Annotated in this window: 17 protein-coding genes; 2 read left to right on the plus strand and 15 right to left on the minus strand. The window is 34.9% G+C overall.

All coding sequences use genetic code 11. From position 1 onward, the window contains the following. Window positions 1-6: 6 nt before the first annotated feature. On the minus strand, window positions 7-288 hold the full coding sequence (locus FS802_RS07225) for an aspartyl-phosphate phosphatase Spo0E family protein (RefSeq protein WP_000495533.1): 282 nt from the start codon (window positions 286-288) through the stop codon (window positions 7-9). A 402-nt stretch (window positions 289-690) separates the two neighbouring features. On the opposite strand from FS802_RS07225, the gene FS802_RS07230 reads away from it, so the two are divergent. Next, window positions 691-1,461 (plus strand): divergent polysaccharide deacetylase family protein, encoded by a 771-nt coding sequence (locus FS802_RS07230; RefSeq protein WP_001234117.1) that lies wholly within the window; start codon window positions 691-693, stop codon window positions 1,459-1,461. 67 nt (window positions 1,462-1,528) lie between these two features. On the opposite strand, the gene cbpA is transcribed toward FS802_RS07230, so the two are convergent. The 11 genes from cbpA to FS802_RS30995 all read right to left on the minus strand — a co-directional run bounded on the left by cbpA (window position 1,529) and on the right by FS802_RS30995 (window position 14,012). Then, window positions 1,529-2,152: a cyclic di-AMP binding protein CbpA gene (gene cbpA / locus FS802_RS07235; protein WP_048561434.1), complete on the minus strand. Its 624-nt coding sequence runs from the start codon at window positions 2,150-2,152 to the stop codon at window positions 1,529-1,531. 125 nt (window positions 2,153-2,277) lie between these two features. Beyond that, window positions 2,278-2,907: a class II aldolase/adducin family protein gene (locus FS802_RS07240; protein ID WP_098653920.1), complete on the minus strand. Its 630-nt coding sequence runs from the start codon at window positions 2,905-2,907 to the stop codon at window positions 2,278-2,280. Window positions 2,908-3,155: 248 nt separating this feature from the next. Further along, on the minus strand, window positions 3,156-5,414 hold the full coding sequence (locus FS802_RS07245) for an NEAT domain-containing leucine-rich repeat protein (RefSeq protein ID WP_098720229.1): 2,259 nt from the start codon (window positions 5,412-5,414) through the stop codon (window positions 3,156-3,158). Window positions 5,415-5,841: 427 nt separating this feature from the next. Then, window positions 5,842-6,624, minus strand: coding sequence for a DeoR/GlpR family DNA-binding transcription regulator (locus FS802_RS07250; protein WP_000117659.1), 783 nt, complete (start codon window positions 6,622-6,624; stop codon window positions 5,842-5,844). Window positions 6,625-6,664: 40 nt separating this feature from the next. Continuing rightward, a complete protein-coding gene (locus tag FS802_RS07255) occupies window positions 6,665-7,849 on the minus strand; it encodes a saccharopine dehydrogenase family protein (protein WP_098653922.1) in 1,185 nt (394 codons plus the stop codon). Continuing rightward, a complete protein-coding gene (gene phnW / locus FS802_RS07260) occupies window positions 7,846-8,943 on the minus strand; it encodes a 2-aminoethylphosphonate--pyruvate transaminase (RefSeq protein ID WP_098720230.1) in 1,098 nt (365 codons plus the stop codon). The genes FS802_RS07255 and phnW overlap by 4 nt, the downstream gene beginning before the upstream one ends. Before the next feature lie 15 nt (window positions 8,944-8,958). Continuing rightward, complete coding sequence (gene phnX / locus FS802_RS07265; protein ID WP_098653924.1) at window positions 8,959-9,753, minus strand: phosphonoacetaldehyde hydrolase; 795 nt, start codon at window positions 9,751-9,753, stop codon at window positions 8,959-8,961. Window positions 9,754-9,774: 21 nt separating this feature from the next. Further along, on the minus strand, window positions 9,775-11,532 hold the full coding sequence (locus FS802_RS07270; protein WP_000425408.1) for a putative 2-aminoethylphosphonate ABC transporter permease subunit: 1,758 nt from the start codon (window positions 11,530-11,532) through the stop codon (window positions 9,775-9,777). Next, window positions 11,533-12,534, minus strand: coding sequence for a putative 2-aminoethylphosphonate ABC transporter ATP-binding protein (locus FS802_RS07275; protein WP_060489477.1), 1,002 nt, complete (start codon window positions 12,532-12,534; stop codon window positions 11,533-11,535). A 20-nt stretch (window positions 12,535-12,554) separates the two neighbouring features. Further along, a complete protein-coding gene (locus FS802_RS07280; protein ID WP_000750911.1) occupies window positions 12,555-13,631 on the minus strand; it encodes a putative 2-aminoethylphosphonate ABC transporter substrate-binding protein in 1,077 nt (358 codons plus the stop codon). Between the two features lie 228 nt (window positions 13,632-13,859). Next, complete coding sequence (locus FS802_RS30995; protein WP_000240799.1) at window positions 13,860-14,012, minus strand: hypothetical protein; 153 nt, start codon at window positions 14,010-14,012, stop codon at window positions 13,860-13,862. Between the two features lie 147 nt (window positions 14,013-14,159). Between FS802_RS30995 and FS802_RS07290 the strand changes: the two genes are divergently transcribed. Next, the gene (locus FS802_RS07290) at window positions 14,160-14,495 is read left to right on the plus strand and encodes a DUF3905 domain-containing protein (RefSeq protein ID WP_002096783.1); all 336 of its coding nucleotides are present in this window, start codon (window positions 14,160-14,162) and stop codon (window positions 14,493-14,495) included. A 38-nt stretch (window positions 14,496-14,533) separates the two neighbouring features. Here FS802_RS07290 and FS802_RS07295 read toward each other — a convergent pair whose 3' ends face one another. The 3 genes from FS802_RS07295 to phaC form a co-directional block, all read right to left on the minus strand. Next, window positions 14,534-15,883 carry a TrkH family potassium uptake protein gene (locus FS802_RS07295; protein WP_001204688.1) on the minus strand — a complete coding sequence of 450 codons (1,350 nt, stop codon included), beginning with the start codon at window positions 15,881-15,883 and terminating at the stop codon, window positions 14,534-14,536. 24 nt (window positions 15,884-15,907) lie between these two features. Continuing rightward, window positions 15,908-17,101 carry an NAD(P)/FAD-dependent oxidoreductase gene (locus FS802_RS07300; RefSeq protein WP_064476734.1) on the minus strand — a complete coding sequence of 398 codons (1,194 nt, stop codon included), beginning with the start codon at window positions 17,099-17,101 and terminating at the stop codon, window positions 15,908-15,910. Between the two features lie 94 nt (window positions 17,102-17,195). Continuing rightward, entirely contained in the window at window positions 17,196-18,281 is a 1,086-nt protein-coding gene (gene phaC / locus FS802_RS07305; RefSeq protein WP_000206842.1) for a class III poly(R)-hydroxyalkanoic acid synthase subunit PhaC, read from the minus strand. Window positions 18,282-18,319: the final 38 nt, after the last annotated feature.

Raw genomic sequence — 18,319 nt, forward strand, 5'->3', positions numbered from 1 at the left:
TTATACTTATTTCATAAAACCAGCCACAAGCATTCGCCAAAAATTACTTGATTTCCCTTCATATCCAATTTGAAAAATAGGTACCTTTATAATTGATAACCATTTTGGTGTTTGTTTTTCTTTATAACGCTGGTACTGTAAAATAAGCTTGTCCAATTCTTGACTCACTTGAATTGTCTCCATACTATTTAACCCACTTGTTAAACCTAATTGAATCATTTCTTCACGTTTCATATGAATATCACGTGAAAGCTTTTCTAATGTGTACTTCCTTTTTACAGTAAACATTCATATCCCCCTTATTATACTTCCATGCTCTCAACTTTACTTCTCCATTGGCCTTTTAACTACTTAATCATATTTGAATTTGAAGAATCAGAAAATTTAACATTTTCTCCCTGTAATTTACAAATCTTTACCCTCACTTTGAGAATTATTACAAATTATTCTATCTTTGTAAATACATTCGCAATAATAGACATTTTTTTCATCTTCTTTTTTTACAAATACCAATTAAATAGCGGATTTTCTATTTTCCATATACTTTTCTTCGACATTTTTTGTTTAATTTATATAAAAACGCAAAACATAATGATGATTGATAAAGTGAAATTTAATCATTGGGGATTTTATCCCGCTATTTCCTCACTGCTCGCAAATAGCGGGATAAAATAGAAAGGAAATATTTATATGCGCAAATATACGATTGCATTGCTTATATTTACTATGTTCTTACCATCCTTCTTGTTTCCTGTTCAAGCAAAGGCACATACAAACAAAGTCGCTATTGTCATTGATGACTTCGGCAATAATATGAAGGGGACTGATAAAATGTTATCACTTCCTATTCCACTGACTGTTGCCGTTATGCCTTTTCTCCCTTCCACAAAGGAAGATGCGATAGCTGCTCATAAGAAAGGGCACGAAGTTATTATACATATGCCAATGGAACCTATTAAAGGTAAAAAAGAATGGCTTGGACCAAAAGCAATTACAACTGATTTAAGCGACGAAGAAATAACTAACCGACTCGAACAAGCGATTCAAGAAGTGCCACATGCAATTGGCATGAACAATCATATGGGATCAAAAGTGACCGCGGACGAAAGAATTGTACGACTTATACTTGCAGCTTGTAAAAAACACGGTTTATTTTATTTAGATAGCAAAACAAATCCTAAGAGTGTTGTCCCAAAAATCGGGAAAGAATTAGGAGTGCCCATTATTGAAAATCAATTATTTTTTGATGATGTGTATACAGCGGCCCATATTTCAAAACAAGCCCAATTACTCATTAAAAAACTTCAAGAAAAACCGATTATGGTTGCTATTGGACACGTTGGACCTCCAGGTGAAATTACATCACGTGTTATAGAAACTTCTATTCCTAAAATTCGCGAACATGCAGATTTTATTTTTTTATCTGATTTAGCGTTATCTCCGCCTCCTGTTTCAAAATAAGATTCATTACTCACACTAAAAAAGGGACCAATCTGCATATAGCAAATTGGTCCCTTTCCTTTTCACCTTAAATATAATCTACATGACTCACCCTGAATCCTTTTTTCTCTATTTTTTCGATTAATTGCTTTAATCTTTTTTCATTTAACTCATCTGCTATATTTACGATAACGCGGCGAATATATTGATCACCGTTATCTAGCGTAAATAATCCACCGATATTAAATGCTTTCAACAATGTCCCAAGTTCTTTAATCGTTCCCTTACAATCTTGTGTTGCAATTGTTAATATATAACCACCCGTCCGCATACCGAATGAATCTTCAATAACATCAAATATATTGGAATGCGTTAAGATACCGACAAATTCATTATAGTCATTTAGCACAGCTAAAAATGGAAGTCGACGAATAACATAAAATGCTCTAAAAAAAGAATCCTTTTCAAAAATAAATGCAGAGGAATCTCCCAGCATATGTTCCGTACTTAATTTCTCTAATCCGCTATTACACTTCTTTTCTAAAAGATCTACTTTATAAATAATCCCTATAAATTTCTTTTCATCTTCTGCTAATACAGGGATTGCTCGAAATCCCGTTTCATTCATAATGCGCAAAGCCTCTTCACCTGAATCGTTCATTTTGCAAAATGTTACTTGCTGTTTTGGCAGAAAATGATATTTAACTCGCAAAATATGTTCCTCCTTACATGTCAACATGTAATCTATATATAATAAGGAGACCTATATTTTATGAGTGAAATTATTTTTAAAACGCTTTCATTTTTTTATTGACTTGTAACGACGTCACAAACATTTTATATAACAGAGCTCTTTGCACCTTTTATCATTAACAACTTTACATGGTAATTCATTAAATATTCTATACCCTCTAGCCATTTTTTCGCTTCTTCTGGAGTTTTCCCCCACACAATCATGCCATAATTATGAACAAGAACTACTCCTCCACCTTCAATAAAATTCGGTACATTATTTTCTAATAAATCAGCGAATTTTTTCTCATCTTCTACAATGGGAATTGTCATTTCTGTTATACCTTCTTTTCCAAAAACACGTTCCACGCTACGTTTATCGAATGTTACGTCCCCTTCTTCTCCATATAACTCTGATATTAAATGGCTATCTACAGTCTGCACTTGTAAAATACATTCTGCACTACTTTTTTTATAAATATCCGCATGCATAAACGATTCTACAGCTGGTTTTTCTTCATTTTCAAATACTGGCTCACACATACAATTAACAACAATAAAGTCTTCTTCTGAAAATAACCCTTTATCTCTTCCCTCAACGTTTACTAAAAAAGTTAACGGCTCTTTTGACGTACAGAGTGATAAACTAATTTTTGTACCATAAAACCAATCACGAAGTGCCAATTCAGATTTCACATCTTTTAATTCATTCCATTTCTTTAGAAAAAATAACATTTCGTCACCCCCGGCATAATATTTATATAATGTTCGAATCCTTTCTATGTAAAAGGAGTATTTTTTGATTATTCTAAAAATTTAATTGAATTATCACATGAGAACGCCTTTTTGTCAATATAGTTTCACAGCTCTTCTTTAAAATGGGCCCTTCATATATCTATAATTCTGTCTATTCCCTATTTCATTTTGTACATAAAAAATACGTTATTCTTTTTAAATCAAAGAATAACGTATTTTCTCATCTTTTATTTCTTTATTGCATTATATAAAAACTGTGCATATTGTTCACGTGTTACGAAATCATCACCTAAAAAGTTTCCTTTTCCATCACCTTTTGATATATTATTATCCGCTAAAGCTTTCACATATCCTTCTGCCCAATGACCTTTTGGCACATCAGTAAAGCTCTCTACACTCTTTTCATTTCCCTTTAACTGAAATACTTTTTGTAATACTACTGACATTTCATATCGAGTTAATACTCCATCTGGACGGAACTGACCATTATCGTATCCAGTCATAATACCGGCTTGTGCAACTGACTCAATAGCCCCTTCATACGCATTTCCTTTCGTATCTATAAACTTAATTTTTTCTTCCAGATTACGCTCCAACTTCAAGTACTTTTGTATTAAAACTGCTACTTGACCACGCGTAATATTGTCACCAAATCCAAATTCCCCATTTCCATAACCTACAAATAATTTTTCTTTCGCTAAATGATTAATTGCTTTCTCTGACCAATGGCCCTTTGGTACATCTTTAAACTCTATTACTTCTTCAGCTACTTTTTCATTTACAACCTTTTGAATCACAGAACCAGTGAAGAAAATACCTGTATCTGCAAATGGATCTTTCACTCCAAATTCATATACTTTCTCACCTGGTGTACTCCATTTCACTACACCATTACTATACGTACCACCTTCACTCTTCAGACGGATTTTTGTAGATACTTCACCGTCTTTTTCGTATATAGGTACTTTCACTTCTTTATTTACTTCTGTATCCTCTAAAAAGACTTTTTGATTTTGAACATTGATATAAGCCTTCTTACTTAGTTCTATTACTGGTCTAACATCGCGGATTTCATTTGCAACAAAACTTAAATATACTAACTTATTCAACTTACTAACTGGCGATAAGTCTGAAATATAATTTGCTTCTAAATCAAGTTTTTGTAAGTTTACTAGATTTGATAATGGAGTAATATCCTTTAACTCATTATTAGGTAAATCTAATTCTGTAAGCTGAGTCATTTTAGCAAGTGGTGTCACATCTTCAATTTGATTTTTACCGATAAATAATTTATTTAATTGATTCATTTGATCAATACCCGATAAATTTTTAACTTTATTACGTGTTAGTACTAAATCTTTTAAAGGTAATGAATATAACGGTTTAATATCTTCAATTTGATTACCTGCTAAAGTTAAGTATGTTACATTTTTCAACGCGCTTAATGGAGCAACATTCGTAATTTTATTATTTGCTAAATTCAAGTAATCTAGTTGTTCCATTTTCGCTAATGCTGTTACGTCTTCTATTTGGTTGCCTGATAGATATAAACTTTTTACATTTTTCATTTCAATGAGTGGTGCAACGTTTGTAATTTTATTATTACTCAGATCAAGAGATGCTAAATTATCCATCTTAACAAGTGGTGTTACATCTGAAAATTCATTACCACGCAAAGCTAAATGATTTAATTGCTTTAAATTCGCAAAGAACGATGGATCTGTTATCTTCGCATTCGCAACTGTTAAAGATTTTAAATTTGGCATATATTTTAATGCACTATAATCAAGAATCTCATTCGTGTTTAAAAACAAGTCCTTTACTTGTAATAACTCCTCTTTCGTAATTGGTGTATTTAAATCTTTTCTATTAAATACTTTTTTATTAACAAGTTCTCTTAATTTGTTATCTGTTATCATATTTTGACTATCAACTGGATGATCCGTTTCCGTATTGCCTGAATTAGAGTTATCATCTGGTCTCTCTGTTTCTTTGTCACCTACAGTTGGATCTTTAATTTCAAATTGAACTTGATATTTGTGATCATATCCGATGGCCGGAATAAGTATATGCATTTGCATATTATGCTTCTTCTCAAATTCGCCAATTTCAAATTGGACTACTTTCGTTCCATTTTTCCTCTTATCTTCTGATAAAACTTTCACATCTTGAAATACACCAGGTTGGTTTTTATCCTCTATTCTAAGATATTGAAAATAATCGCTATCTTGTATTGTTACAGTAACGATTTTTTTCCCATCTTCAATTGCTACTTTAGGATTTTTTATGTACTGAGAAACCATAGATGGCTCATCTTTTTGATCCTTATATATTTTAATCTCAGTATCGTATGTACGTTCACTAGCTGCTGCCACCGACTGGTTTGCTTCAGCTTTTAGTGCTGCTAATGCTGGAGTAGAGTATGTAGCAAATGGAATTGCTAATGTTGTGGCTACTACTAGCGCCTTAATATAACTTTTTTTCAAAATAATATCCCCTATCATATATAATTTTCACAATTGATAAACGTTATCAATTGTCTACAAAAATGATAATGAATATCATTATCATTGTCAATGGTAATATTACATTAAGTTTATATTTCCAAAGATAAAAAATAAAAAACCCTTTAATCAAAGGGCCTTTTTACCTAGCGTATGAAGAATTTCACTTTTTTCTTTTTCATTAATAAAACCAATTTTTTGCAAAATATTTGCATACAATACAAGTTTATTATATATCCGTTCTGACATGCTTCTCCCTTCTTTCCTTCGACCAACTTTTTTTGTATTGGTAAATTATATGAAAGAGATGAGAAAATGTGTCCACTTTTTGCATACATACAAATCTTTTATCCCGCTATTTGCGGACAGTAAAACTCCCACCTCAAAAATAGGTGGGAGTTCAATTTATTTAGCAAATTGTCCATTGAATATTATGATTTTTAACTTCCTCTTCAAAACTATAGGGCATTTTCTTATCACAAATTACATGTTGAATACGGGAAAATGCTGCTATTCGGTAATTTCCTTTTACCCCTACTTTTGTATGATCACATAAAATATATGTTTTCTCCGCTAATTTCAGCATCGCTTCTGACAGTTTCGCCTTTTCTAATTCAAAACTAGAAACCCCAAAACCAGGTAACAATCCATCAATCGAAACGAATGCTTTATGAAAATGAAATTGCTGGATTACTTGCTGCGAAATAGAACCTGACACACGTGAATGCTTTGGAGATACTTTTCCACCAATAAATAAAACTTCACCGTGAAACATCTTTTTATTAATAGAAGAAATTAATTGTGTAGCTACTGGAAATGAACTTGTTACAATCGTTAAATTTTTACGATGAACAAGATATGGCACCATTTGAAGTGGTGTACTTCCATCATCAATCGCAATCACATCTCCATCTTCCACAAACGTTGCTGCTTTATACCCAATTCTCTTCTTCTCTTCTATATGCAGCATCTCTCGTTCTAACATTGGTGCCTCTATTCCAGCTCCCGGAAGTTGGACTGCTCCACCATACACTTTCTTCAACTTCTTTTCACGATCCAATTCTTCTAAATAACGACGAATCGTCTCTGTTGATACAGCAAACTCTCTTGCTAACTCTGAAACTTTTACTTTCCCTTTAAACTCTACCTTCTCAAGAATGGTTCGCTTTCTTTCTTCACCTACTACAGACATAGCTTCACCCCATTGATTTCTACCTCATAAACTGCCTTACTTATACAAAGTTATAACTTTCTTTTTCAGTGAAAACTTTTTCATGAATATGAATACCACGCTTTTTTAGTTCATCAAAAATAATTTGTGGATTTACAAAAGCTTCCTCAGGTGTCACAACACCAACTTTATTTACATTCCCTTTTGCGATTAACTCTGTAGCAATCCCAAATGGAATACCGACGTTTCTCGTATAAGCTCTTAATTTTTCCCATCCTACAACAGAACCATCAGATAACGGGTGTGTATGATATAATACGTGCCTTTGTTTCTCATTATTTTTCATACCTATTACTTCTACATGAAGTGCATAACCGTAAATTTCTGTTTCTTGTCCTTCTTTTGATTGCAATAAATACTTCGAAATACAATCCATAATGCCAATTTCTTTCCCATTTATGTCAACCCGATCATTACGCAATATACCATAATCATATAAAGCACGTACGAGCTGCATATTTTTCTTTGGCCAAGTTCCTCTCGTCTCTATCAGTTTGACGCCTTTATGTTCTAGTGCTTTTGCTAACGTAATCGTTTCAGAATGCGGTATTATATACTGCGTTGCCTTACCATAAGGCGCCGGTAATTCAATTTCTCTTGGACGCGCAAAAGGAGGTACTTGCTTAAATTCACCATCTTCATATACTGTACGCGATGGTAAATGTGGATCATATTCATATGTCGTTGTTTCTGTAATGGATGCAGAAAAAGCAATTGGACGGTACGAGCCATGACTTACACGTACTAACTCTACAGTATCTAGCTGATTTGCTGCATGCATTGCCATCATTTGCGTTACACCTGGCGTCATACCAAAACCAGGTAAACATGTTTTTTCATTTTGAGCAAATATAGAATGAGATTCATTTTCTTCACCAAACCCATTCAAATTCACACCGTGACAACCTGCTTCTGCAATACATCGAGTAGACAATCCATTTAACTTAATTGTCGTACCATCCATTACAATGTCATAACCTTTCATTTTTGCAACCGTATCCTCGTGATTCGTTACATCTACTTTCACAAAATCAACACGAGGATCGTTGAGCCATTCTACTACTTTCAGGCCCTCTTCTTCATTAAAATCAGCTACTGTAATCACCTCAAAAGATGAAAATTGCACTAAATCTAAAATTGCTTCACGACAAATTTTACCTGCTCCACCTAAACAAAATACTTTCAACCTATAACAACTCCTTTAGCGATACTATAAACTAAGCGATTGATATCTGCCTCATGTACATCACCGATATTTCCAATGCGGAATGTATCTACTTTTGAAATTTTACCTGGATAAATAACAAACCCATCACACTTTAATTCATTATATAACTGCCCAAAATCGAACCCCTCTTCTGGATAAATGAAGGATGTAATAATAGGCGATTGATATTTTTCATCTACTAGTGGCTTAAATCCGATTTCTCTCATTCTATTCACTAATATTTTTTGATTGTTATAATATCGATTGTAACGCGCTTCTACTCCGCCCTCTTTTTCTAATTCAAGTAGTGCTTGATAAAAAGCGTGTACAACATGTGTAGGTGACGTAAAACGCCATTTCCCATTTTGATTTTCCATCGTTTCCCACTGATCAAATAAGTCTAATGATAATGAACGTGCCTGCCCTTTACATTTCACCAATTCATCGCGCTTTGCAATAACAAAGCCGAATCCAGGAACCCCTTGAATACATTTATTCGCACTACTAATTAGAAAGTCAATTTGCAACTCAGCGATATCTATTTCAATACCACCAAAACTACTCATTGCATCAACCAGTGTTACTTTTCCGTATTGCTTCCCTAATTTACATACATCTACAATTGGATTGATAATACCTGTTGTTGTTTCACAATGAACAACTGCAATATGTGTAATCTCTTTATCTCGTTGCAATATCTTTTCTACTTCTGCAATATTAGTAGGCTCCCACTCTTCTGTTTGACTGACCACCACATCTATATGTAACATCTCTGCCATTTGTACAATTCGCTTACCATACGCACCATTTGTACATACGAGCAGCTTTCCATCTTTAGGAACGACAGATCCAATCACTGCTTCAACTGAAAACGTACCGCTTCCTTGCATGAGAACAGTTGTATATGTCTCTTCTTCCTTCGTTGCTAACGATACAAGCTTAGCTCTTACCTCTTGTACCATTGTGTTATATTCATCATCCCACGTACACCAATCGTATAACATAACTTCTTTTACTGTTTTGGTTGTTGTTAATGGTCCAGGCGTTAATAATAAATAGTGATTTTCAGTCATGATCCTATTCCCCTTTTATGAAATAATAAGTTCTTGTTTCTCGATATGTTCCATTACGGTTTCGAGTTCCTGCATCGTTTCTATCGTAAAGTGCGCCCCATTTTCAACGAAACGATTGCGAACTACTTCTATTTTTTCACGAAGTTCTACCGGATCCATATTCTCCACTTCCTCTTCAGTTAAGCCGAGTTCGCTACTGCCGAGAATTACACCTACTGTCCACATACCAGCATTTCTTCCCTCTTTCATATCTGATACCGTGTCTCCAACTTTTATCATATGATTCATTGGATATACACCAAGCTCCATCGCATTTTTATAGCACATCCACGGATACGGACGACCTGCTGGAACATCATCTGGTGTTACAAGAAAATCAGGTTTATACCCTTGTAGTGCTGCTTCTTTTGCTACAATGTCCATCATTTCTCTCGTATAACCAGTCGTTGAACCAATTTTAATTCCTCTTTCACGTAAAGAAGCAATCACTTCTTTTACTCCATTAATCGGCGACGCATAGCGCGGTAAAATAGCGAAGAGAATCTTTTCGAATTCTTCATACATCTCCTGAATGTCTGCTTCTGTTGGTAATTGTCCGAAAATACGATTCCACTCACTCGCAATACGAGGCATCTCTGTTAATGCCCTAACATGATCAATTTTCAATAATCCCATTGGCTTACGGGCTTCTTCTGCAGTAATTGCAACACCGCGTTTATGGAAAATCTCCATAAATACTTCCAGTGGTGCAAAACATCCGTAATCAACTGTTGTACCTGCCCAATCAAAAATAACTGCTTCTACTTTCATTCAATCCATCACCCTTCTTATTTATCTTTTTTGCCATTGTGACGTTCGGTTACGAAGTGCTTTCGTTCCCCATTCATATACAACTCTCACTACAATATTTGTAACAACAATAAGTACACTCATTGCAGCTGCTGGTGCTACATTTCCTGCATCATCCATATTTACAATTGATACGGCAGCTAGTTTAAAATCAGCTGCATACAGGAATACAACTGCTGAGACGGTTACCATTGAATTTACGAAGTAGTACATTACCATTTCTAAAATGGCTGGTAAACACATCGGTACCGTAACTCGAAAGAATGTTTTATAAAACGGTATCCCCATCGACTGTGAAACAAGTTCAAACTCTCGATCTAATTTCTTTAAAGCTGTCGTTGCCGTAACAAATGTTACCGAATAAAAATGAATGATATTGACTAGTACTAGCACAGCAATTGTTCCGTATAGAGAATGGAACGGGTTCGTTACGGAAAGTCCAAAGATTTGTATTGTTGGTTGACTAAAGAAGAAGACGTAGCCTAACCCAAGTACTAAACCTGGTATCGCTAAAGGGACGATAGAGAAAAAGTAACCTGCTTTTCGGAAAAATTGTAGCTGATCTATTTTCTCAATCGCATAAGCGAACATAAATGTTAAAACCGCTCCAATAACCGCAGTAATTGCTGAAACAATTACGCTATTTTTAAATGCTTCCAGTCCATCTCCTGTTAAACTGGAAAAATTAAAATGCTCAAATGTAAAGCCCATATTATATGGCCATACTTTCACACTTGCAGCAATACCAACTGCCACAAATAATAGAATGATCATAAGCGTTACTACGCTACAATATACGAATGAAATAACATCTCGTTTCTTATTATTTATTATTCTGTAAGGTACTGATTTGGAAGATAAGAGATTCGCCTGCTTTCTTTGCGTAATGCGATCAACTGCAAAGGCAAATATAGCTGGGATTAATAAAATCATTCCGACAGTTGCACCCATCGGCATATTTTGCTGCCCAATTACTTGCTTATATACGTCCGTAGCAAGTACATTATATTGCCCACCAACAATTTTTGGTGCCCCAAAATCAGTGAAACTAAGTGTAAACACAACGAACATCGCACTAATTAATCCGTACTTTACACTAGGTAAAGTAACAGTGAAAAATTGCTTTGTTTTACTCGCTCCTAACATATTAGAAGCTTCATATAAACGATAATCAGAGCCTTGAAAAGCAATTAATAATATAAGAAATGCTTGCGGAAATGTATACATGACTTCAGCCATTACAATTCCTACTGGTCCATATAAAGGGATTTGTATCCCTTCAAACAAACCAAACATTCCTTTCGTTACTAACCCTTGATTACCAAATAAATATGTAAGTGCGATACCATGCATCATCGTTGGTGCGAATAATGGTAACAACGCAATATATTGGAATACACGCTTTCCAAACACATTCGTACGAGCGATCGCATAGGCGTAAGCGAAAGCGAGTGTCACTGCAATAATTGTTGTCGCGCCCGAAATCCATATCGTATTTTGTAATGATTGAACTAGCGTTGGTGTTGTGAAATATTTACTGAAATTCGCAACACCAATGAAAGCTCCATCTTTATCATAAAAAGCTTGTGTAAACAATTGTAATAAAGGTAATACAAGCATGATCAAAAACGCGAGAAGCATACCAATAATTAATAGTCTTTGTATCCACTCTTCTTTACCGATACGTCTCTTAATCTTTTTTTTCGTACTTTCTACCTTGAAATCTTCTAACATCTCCATCTATACAATGACCTTCTTTCCATATGACAACATATGATTTTCTGAGAAAGAGATTTGAATCGGCTTTCCTTTTCTAATTGCGGTTGCTTCTACTTCTGATGCCAATATATCCACTACAATTTTCTCGTTATAAAGATGTGTTTTTTCTTCTACGACCCGCACTTCCGTCCGATATACAGATCCGCGAAATTCCATGCTTTCCACAACCGTTTTAATACCATCCTTTTGTACAACTGTTACATGCTCAGGACGAATTGCATGTTCTTCATTGTTTTTCGAAAAGAAATTAATAGAACCAATAAAATCTGCCACAAATGGATTGGCTGGTCTTTGATAAATCTCCTCTGGTGTGCCAATCTGCATAATTTCCGCATGATTCATTACAACAATTTTATCGGCCATCGTTAATGCCTCTTCTTGATCATGCGTAACCATAATAGTTGTTACTCCTACTTTTTCTTGCAAATCACGCATTTCTCTACGTAACTTTTCACGCACTTTTGCATCTAAAGCAGATAATGGCTCATCGAGTAACAAAATATCCGGAGACAGAGCGAGCGCACGTGCAAGTGCTACTCGCTGCTGTTGTCCACCAGACATTTGAGCAGGATATTTATCTTTTACATTCAGCAAATCTACAAGTTCTAACGCCTCTAGCGCTTTCTCTTTTACTTCTGCTTTTCCATATTTTTTTGTCTTTAAGCCGTATTCAATGTTTTCAAGTGCTGTTAAATTCGGAAATAACGCATACGATTGAAACACCATTCCGAAATTCCTCTTTCCAGGAGGTAATGCTGTAATATCTTTTCCATCCACAGCTATACTACCTGTTGTTGCCTCTTCTAGCCCTGCTAAAATTCGAAGCAATGTTGTTTTCCCACAACCACTTGGGCCTAATAAACATACAAACTCATTTTTTTTCACAGTAAAAGAAATATCTTTTAACGCTGTAAATGCATCAAACTGTTTTTGAATGTGTTGAATTGATAAATATTCGCTCATTTTTTCTCTCTCCCACTCACTTACTTTTTCGGTTCTGCTTTTTGGCCAAACTCTTTTTCCCATTTTTCTAAAATTTTGTCGCGATTTTCTGCTGCCCATTTAAAGTCATTCTTTTTGTATAACTTTTCTGTCACATCTTTAGGGAATCCATCTGGAAGTTTATAATCATTTTTTATTGTCGCGAATCCATTTTTCTCAAAGTATAACTTCATTACATCATCAGTAATTGCCCAATCTAAAAATGCTTGCGCTAATTTTTCATTTTTTGCATTATCTTTTTTAATAAGTGCGTTCGCTTCTACTTCCCAACCTAATCCTTCTTTCGGCAATACAACTTCAACTGGTGCACCTTTTTGTTTCTCTTTCAAAGCACTATAAACCATTGATACGCCAACTGGATATTCACCTGCGCCTGCTAATTTCGCCGGTTTTGAACCTGAATGAGTATAAGTTGCCATATTATCATGAAGTTTTTTCATGTAATCCCAGCCTTTATCTTCACCCATAATTTGTAACCATGCAGAAACTGTTAAAAATCCTGTTCCAGAAGAAGCTGGATGTGGCATAATAAGCGTTCCTTTATATTCTGGTTTCGTTAAGTCTTCGTATGATTCTGGCATCGGTAAATTTTTCTTCTTTAATTCTTCTTTATTTATAGCAATCCCCGTCATAAATGCCGTATTACCTACCCATTTTTCTGGTTGCTTATCATCTTTAAATTGCGTAAGAACACGATCTGCTCCTTTTGGAGAGTAACCTTTTAACATATCTTTTTTATCTAAAGCTAATAGACTAGACGCTGCTGTTCCCCATACAACATCTGCTTGTGTATTTTTTCCTTCAGCTAGCAATTTCGCTGTAATAACTCCAGTTGAATCACGAACAATGTTCAGTTTCACATCTGGATACTTCTGTTTAAAAGAATCAAGATAAATTGGTACAAGTTCTTCTTCAATCGCTGTGTAAACAGTTAATGATCCAGATAATTTATCATCCTTTACTTTTGCCCCAGCACTTTCTTCTTTCTTTGCACCACAACCCATTAATAACGAAAATACCATTCCAGTTGCTACAGCTTTAAAGATTGTTTTTTTCACTGTCTCTCTCTCCTTTTATAAATCTTATGTACAACTCCAATATAAACAACTAGTGTAAAAGCAGTATTAAACCAACATTAATCTTTTGTTTGTTGTTTGTTTTTGTGTAATACGTTGCTACTTCTATGTTTTTTCGCATTTTTCTGCCAATAATGAACACTAAATTTACAAATAATTAAAAAAACCTTTATAATCCCACAAAAAAATGAGGCGTTTGTAAAAAACGCCTCATTTTTGTTTACCTTTTTTTGAATTACGATTTGCATACTTCGCGCTATTTTCTCCTTCATACTCTAATGCAAATTCTGCATCTGGTAAGCTTTCTTTCGGAGTTTTATTATTGTTGATTGCCGCATTTTGTTTCACTTTTCTTTTTACCAATACATTCACCTGCTTTCAAGAATTCACTTTCTACTCTAGTTTGAAGCAACATTAAATAATTATTACTGGCAAGTGTTAACAAGTACATAAGAGCCACTAGATGGAAATACTACCTATGAAGAAAGTATTATAAAAGGAGCGATTATTTTGAAGAAGAAAGATAAAGTTCAGTCACCAATTTTAGATGAAACGCTCCCGCATCAAATGAATTTCCCATCTTTTAAAGGAACAGGAAAGAAGATGCAACAACCTTTCATAAATCAATATGACGTCGTAATCGGAGACAGTAAATATGATTCCGAGAATAGTCCACTTCACAATTGGAGTGATGAAGTAGACCCTGCCATTATGGCTGGAGAAGAATGGATTCATCCTACAAATGATATTGGGTGGATTTCAGAAGAAAATCAAGAGTTGCTAAAAAAAGAAGTGGATAATAAGAATGACGCTTTTATGCATCCGCAATTTGGCATTAACGACTAAAAAACCATTCTACCTAACATAGGTAGAATGGTTTCATACTATCCAATAATAATTCTCTCTTTCGGGTATTTATAGCGAGGTGGCTGTTCTCTTCCCCCACTAGCCAGTATAAATGTTAAAATACCGACACGCCCAATAAACATAAGTACAATGAGTACAAGTTTACCAACAGTTGTTAAATCTGGCGTAATACCTGTCGATAGCCCTGTCGTCCCGAAAGCAGAACACACTTCAACAATTAAACTCATAAGCGGTACATTTTCCGTAATAGATAAAATAAAGAGTGCTGTGGCACATAATAAAATCCCCATCGTCATAACGACAGATGCTTTCAGCACGTCCTCTTCATGTAGCTGACGTTTGAAGACTCTAACTGTTCTCCCGCCTCTTGCAAAAGTGTATAACGATAATATACTAACAGCAAATGTTGTTGTACGTATTCCGCCCCCAACCGAACTTGGAGATGCCCCTATAAACATTAATATACTCATAAATAAAAGCGTCGGTTGTGACAATTCACGTATATCCATTGTAGCCAGTCCACCACTTCGCGTCGTCACAGATTGGAATAATGTATAAAAAACTGTTTCATGCCATGACTTTCCTGCTAAAAACTGATTTCGCTCTAGTAGAAAAATCATAATTGTTCCAACGATAACGAGTGCAAAAAATGTCGTTGTCGTCAATTTTGTAAACAACGAAAAGCGGAATAGTTGCTGTCTCCTTTTACTAAAGAATTGCTTTACTTCCATTAACACCGGGAAGCCAATCGCTCCTAAAATAATAAGTAACATATGAATCATTTGCACAATATAATCTTTTTTGTACGGAATTAGTGATTGTCCAGTTAAATCAAATCCTCCGTTCGTAGTTGCACTAACAGCGGCAAAGAAACCGTGGAAATAAGCTTCTTGCCAAGTTGGAAAATAAAGTAGAAATCTTGTACCTAATAGTATTGCTCCAATAAGTTCTATCGAAATAATTACAATTAAAATAGAACGCATCAATTCTACAAGGCCTGATAAATTCCCTTGATTATGGTCTGCCATAATGAGTCTTCTTCTCTGCAAACCGATTTTTTTCCCCGTTATAATCCAAACAAATGTACCAAGTGCCATAATTCCTAAGCCGCCTAATTGTAAAATAAGGGCTAACATAATAATTCCTGCCGTAGTAAATGTATCTGAAATTGTAACAACAGACAGTCCCGTAACACTTACCGCACTAACAGATGTAAAGAGGGCATCGATAAATGTCCATTTCACACCAGCCTTCGTAACAAACGGGAAACTAAGCAATATCACCGATACAACTACTGCTAATAAATAAAACAAAACAATAAGTTGTACAGGACGTAATTTTTGTAAAAACTTTTTTATATCTCTCATTCCATCACTTCGCTACCTTTTTTTCTATCGATTAAATAAAGAAAAATCTTCACTTTCTTTATTTGTAAATAACTGCTCAAATAATTTGGCAAATACCATTCCATACACAGTTCCATTACCTCCATACGGCAATGCGTAAAATAAATTATGTATCTCTTTGTCTTCTTTTAAAATAGGGAGACCATCATGACTACCGCCAAATGCTGCCGCCCAATAGTACTCTGCCTGTATATTCTTATACTGCGGGAACATCTCTTTTACAATGTTAATAAGGATATCACGCTTATGCAATAATTTCGTATCACCGATTGTTTGAATTTTCATCGCTTCATCTAATCCGCCTACAATAATACGGTTTTGATACGTTCGAAAATATAAGTAAGGCCGTGCTGTTTCCCAAATTAATGATTGTTCATGCCAGCCTTCAAATGAATCTACCTTATTTGTCACCACTGCATATGATGTTTCCACTGTTGTATTTTTTTCTTTCTTTCCGAAAAGTGCTTCATATCCTGTCGCCATAATAATATTCTTTGCTACAATTTGATTTCCTGTTTTCGTGTAACAAATTAAATCATTTTGGCGTTTTTTTATATGTATGGCCTCTGTATGCTCAAGTATAGTAGCTCCCATTTGATTTGCTTTATGCAAAAGGCTATGCGCTAATAAATACGGATTCACTTCGGCATCACCATGCGTATATAACGCTGCTTGTTTTATAAATGAATACTTCTTCTTCATATGTGAATCGGTAAAATATTCAACCGGGAATCCATAATGGCGTAACGTATTATATTCTTCTTGTAAAAACGATACATCCTCATTTCTACTTGCATAATACAAACTACTTCGCGGAATAAACTGGGGATCAATATCGAGAGTCGGTACAACTTGCTCCATTGTTCGTAACGCTTCGTAACATAGCTTATATGCTCGTACCCCTTTTTTTTCACCAAATGTATGGATAAGTGAGGTTAGCGGTTTATCATGAAGAAATTGTAGTAAACCTGTATTAGCAGCTGTGCTACCACATGCGATTGCTCGTTTTTCAATGAGCGTAACACGCATTCCAATTTTCGCTAACGAATAAGCTATATGAGCACCTGCTTCTCCGCTTCCGACTACAAGCACATCACATATCATATCATTTTCTAATGATGGATAACAAGGTATAGAAACTCCTGTATTCCAAAACAACTTACCAGTCATAAGTTTCATAATTATACTCCTAAAATATAAATTTCTCCTTTCTATCTTTTGTTATTTCCCATAAAAAAATCCAACTAACATACGCTAGTTGGATTTTTTATTTTTAATTAGAACGCTCCTCCAGCCAATTTCCAACCGTCGGATATGTTTGTTTTACCGCTGTTCCACCGTAAACGATCGACATATGTCCCGTTGGTAAACATACATATTGTTTATCTGTGCTAGAAATATGATCTAGCAAAGCTTCTACTTGGCAGGGCAGGGCGATATGATCACGTTTCGCAGAAATATTTAAGACATTCGCCTTAATATTTGCAAGGTCTACCTTTTGTCCGCGAATAACGAGTTCACCTTTCACTAATTTATTATTTTGATAAAAATCACGAATCCATTGTCTATACGATTCACCTGGGAATGGAATACCGTCACCAACCCACTTTTGAACTAATTTCCAGCTTTCGACGAAGCGCTCATTTTCTGAACGATCGAGTAAAGCAACATATGGACCTACAAAGTTTGTAATTGGTTTTAACATCTTATTTCCGAAATCAATCATTTCTGGCGGAATATTTCCGAATGTATCAACCGCTTTATCTAAATTGAAGTATTTCTCATCTAATAAAGGACCGTATAATCCTGTTTCAGAGAAATCAAAAGGACTTGTCATAAAGATTAAGTTGCGAATTGGCATGTGCGGATGAAGTGCTGCATAAATAGAAGTTAGCGTTCCACCCATGCAATAACCAAGTAAAGAAATCTCGTCCGATTTCGCAGTTCTCATTACTTTCTTCACTGCTTTTGCAATATAATCAAACACGAAATCATCAAATTTCAAATGACTATCTTCTAAACCAAATGTGCCCCAATCAAGCATATACACATCAAAACCACGATCTACTAAATATTCCACTAAACTATTTCCTGGAGTTAAATCCATAATATACGGTTTATTAATAAGCGCGTATATTAATAGGATTGGAACTCTCTGTGTTTTTTCTTGTTTTGGAATGTAACGATACAGCTTCGTTTTATTCTTCGTCCAAATAACTTCTTTCGGTGTTAAACCAACTTGTGGTTCTGGTTCGCGTAATAAAACTTCGCTCGCTCTTTTCACACGGCGATATGCTTTACGATATTCTTCTGGGTACAACTCCAATTGCTTTTCCCATTCCGTTACGAATGTAGTCATTTTTCTATCTCCTTTTCGGTCGATTTATTTCTAAAAAA

Origin of the sequence: Bacillus sp. DE0042 (assembly GCF_007680225.1) — a bacterium.
Taxonomy (GTDB): Bacteria; Bacillota; Bacilli; order Bacillales; family Bacillaceae_G; genus Bacillus_A; species Bacillus_A wiedmannii.

Coding starts and splice junctions, on each gene's coding strand:
- FS802_RS07240 (WP_098653920.1), bottom strand. CDS start 2,907: ATGTTATTTTTTCTAAAGAAATGGAATGAATTAAAAGATGTGAAATCT.
- FS802_RS07275 (WP_060489477.1), bottom strand. CDS start 12,534: ATGAGCGAATATTTATCAATTCAACACATTCAAAAACAGTTTGATGCA.
- phaC (WP_000206842.1), bottom strand. CDS start 18,281: ATGACTACATTCGTAACGGAATGGGAAAAGCAATTGGAGTTGTACCCA.
- FS802_RS07230 (WP_001234117.1), top strand. CDS start 691: ATGCGCAAATATACGATTGCATTGCTTATATTTACTATGTTCTTACCA.
- FS802_RS07270 (WP_000425408.1), bottom strand. CDS start 11,532: ATGGAGATGTTAGAAGATTTCAAGGTAGAAAGTACGAAAAAAAAGATT.
- phnW (WP_098720230.1), bottom strand. CDS start 8,943: ATGACTGAAAATCACTATTTATTATTAACGCCTGGACCATTAACAACA.
- FS802_RS07300 (WP_064476734.1), bottom strand. CDS start 17,101: ATGAAACTTATGACTGGTAAGTTGTTTTGGAATACAGGAGTTTCTATA.
- FS802_RS07250 (WP_000117659.1), bottom strand. CDS start 6,624: ATGTCTGTAGTAGGTGAAGAAAGAAAGCGAACCATTCTTGAGAAGGTA.
- FS802_RS07225 (WP_000495533.1), bottom strand. CDS start 288: ATGTTTACTGTAAAAAGGAAGTACACATTAGAAAAGCTTTCACGTGAT.
- phnX (WP_098653924.1), bottom strand. CDS start 9,753: ATGAAAGTAGAAGCAGTTATTTTTGATTGGGCAGGTACAACAGTTGAT.
- FS802_RS07295 (WP_001204688.1), bottom strand. CDS start 15,883: ATGAGAGATATAAAAAAGTTTTTACAAAAATTACGTCCTGTACAACTT.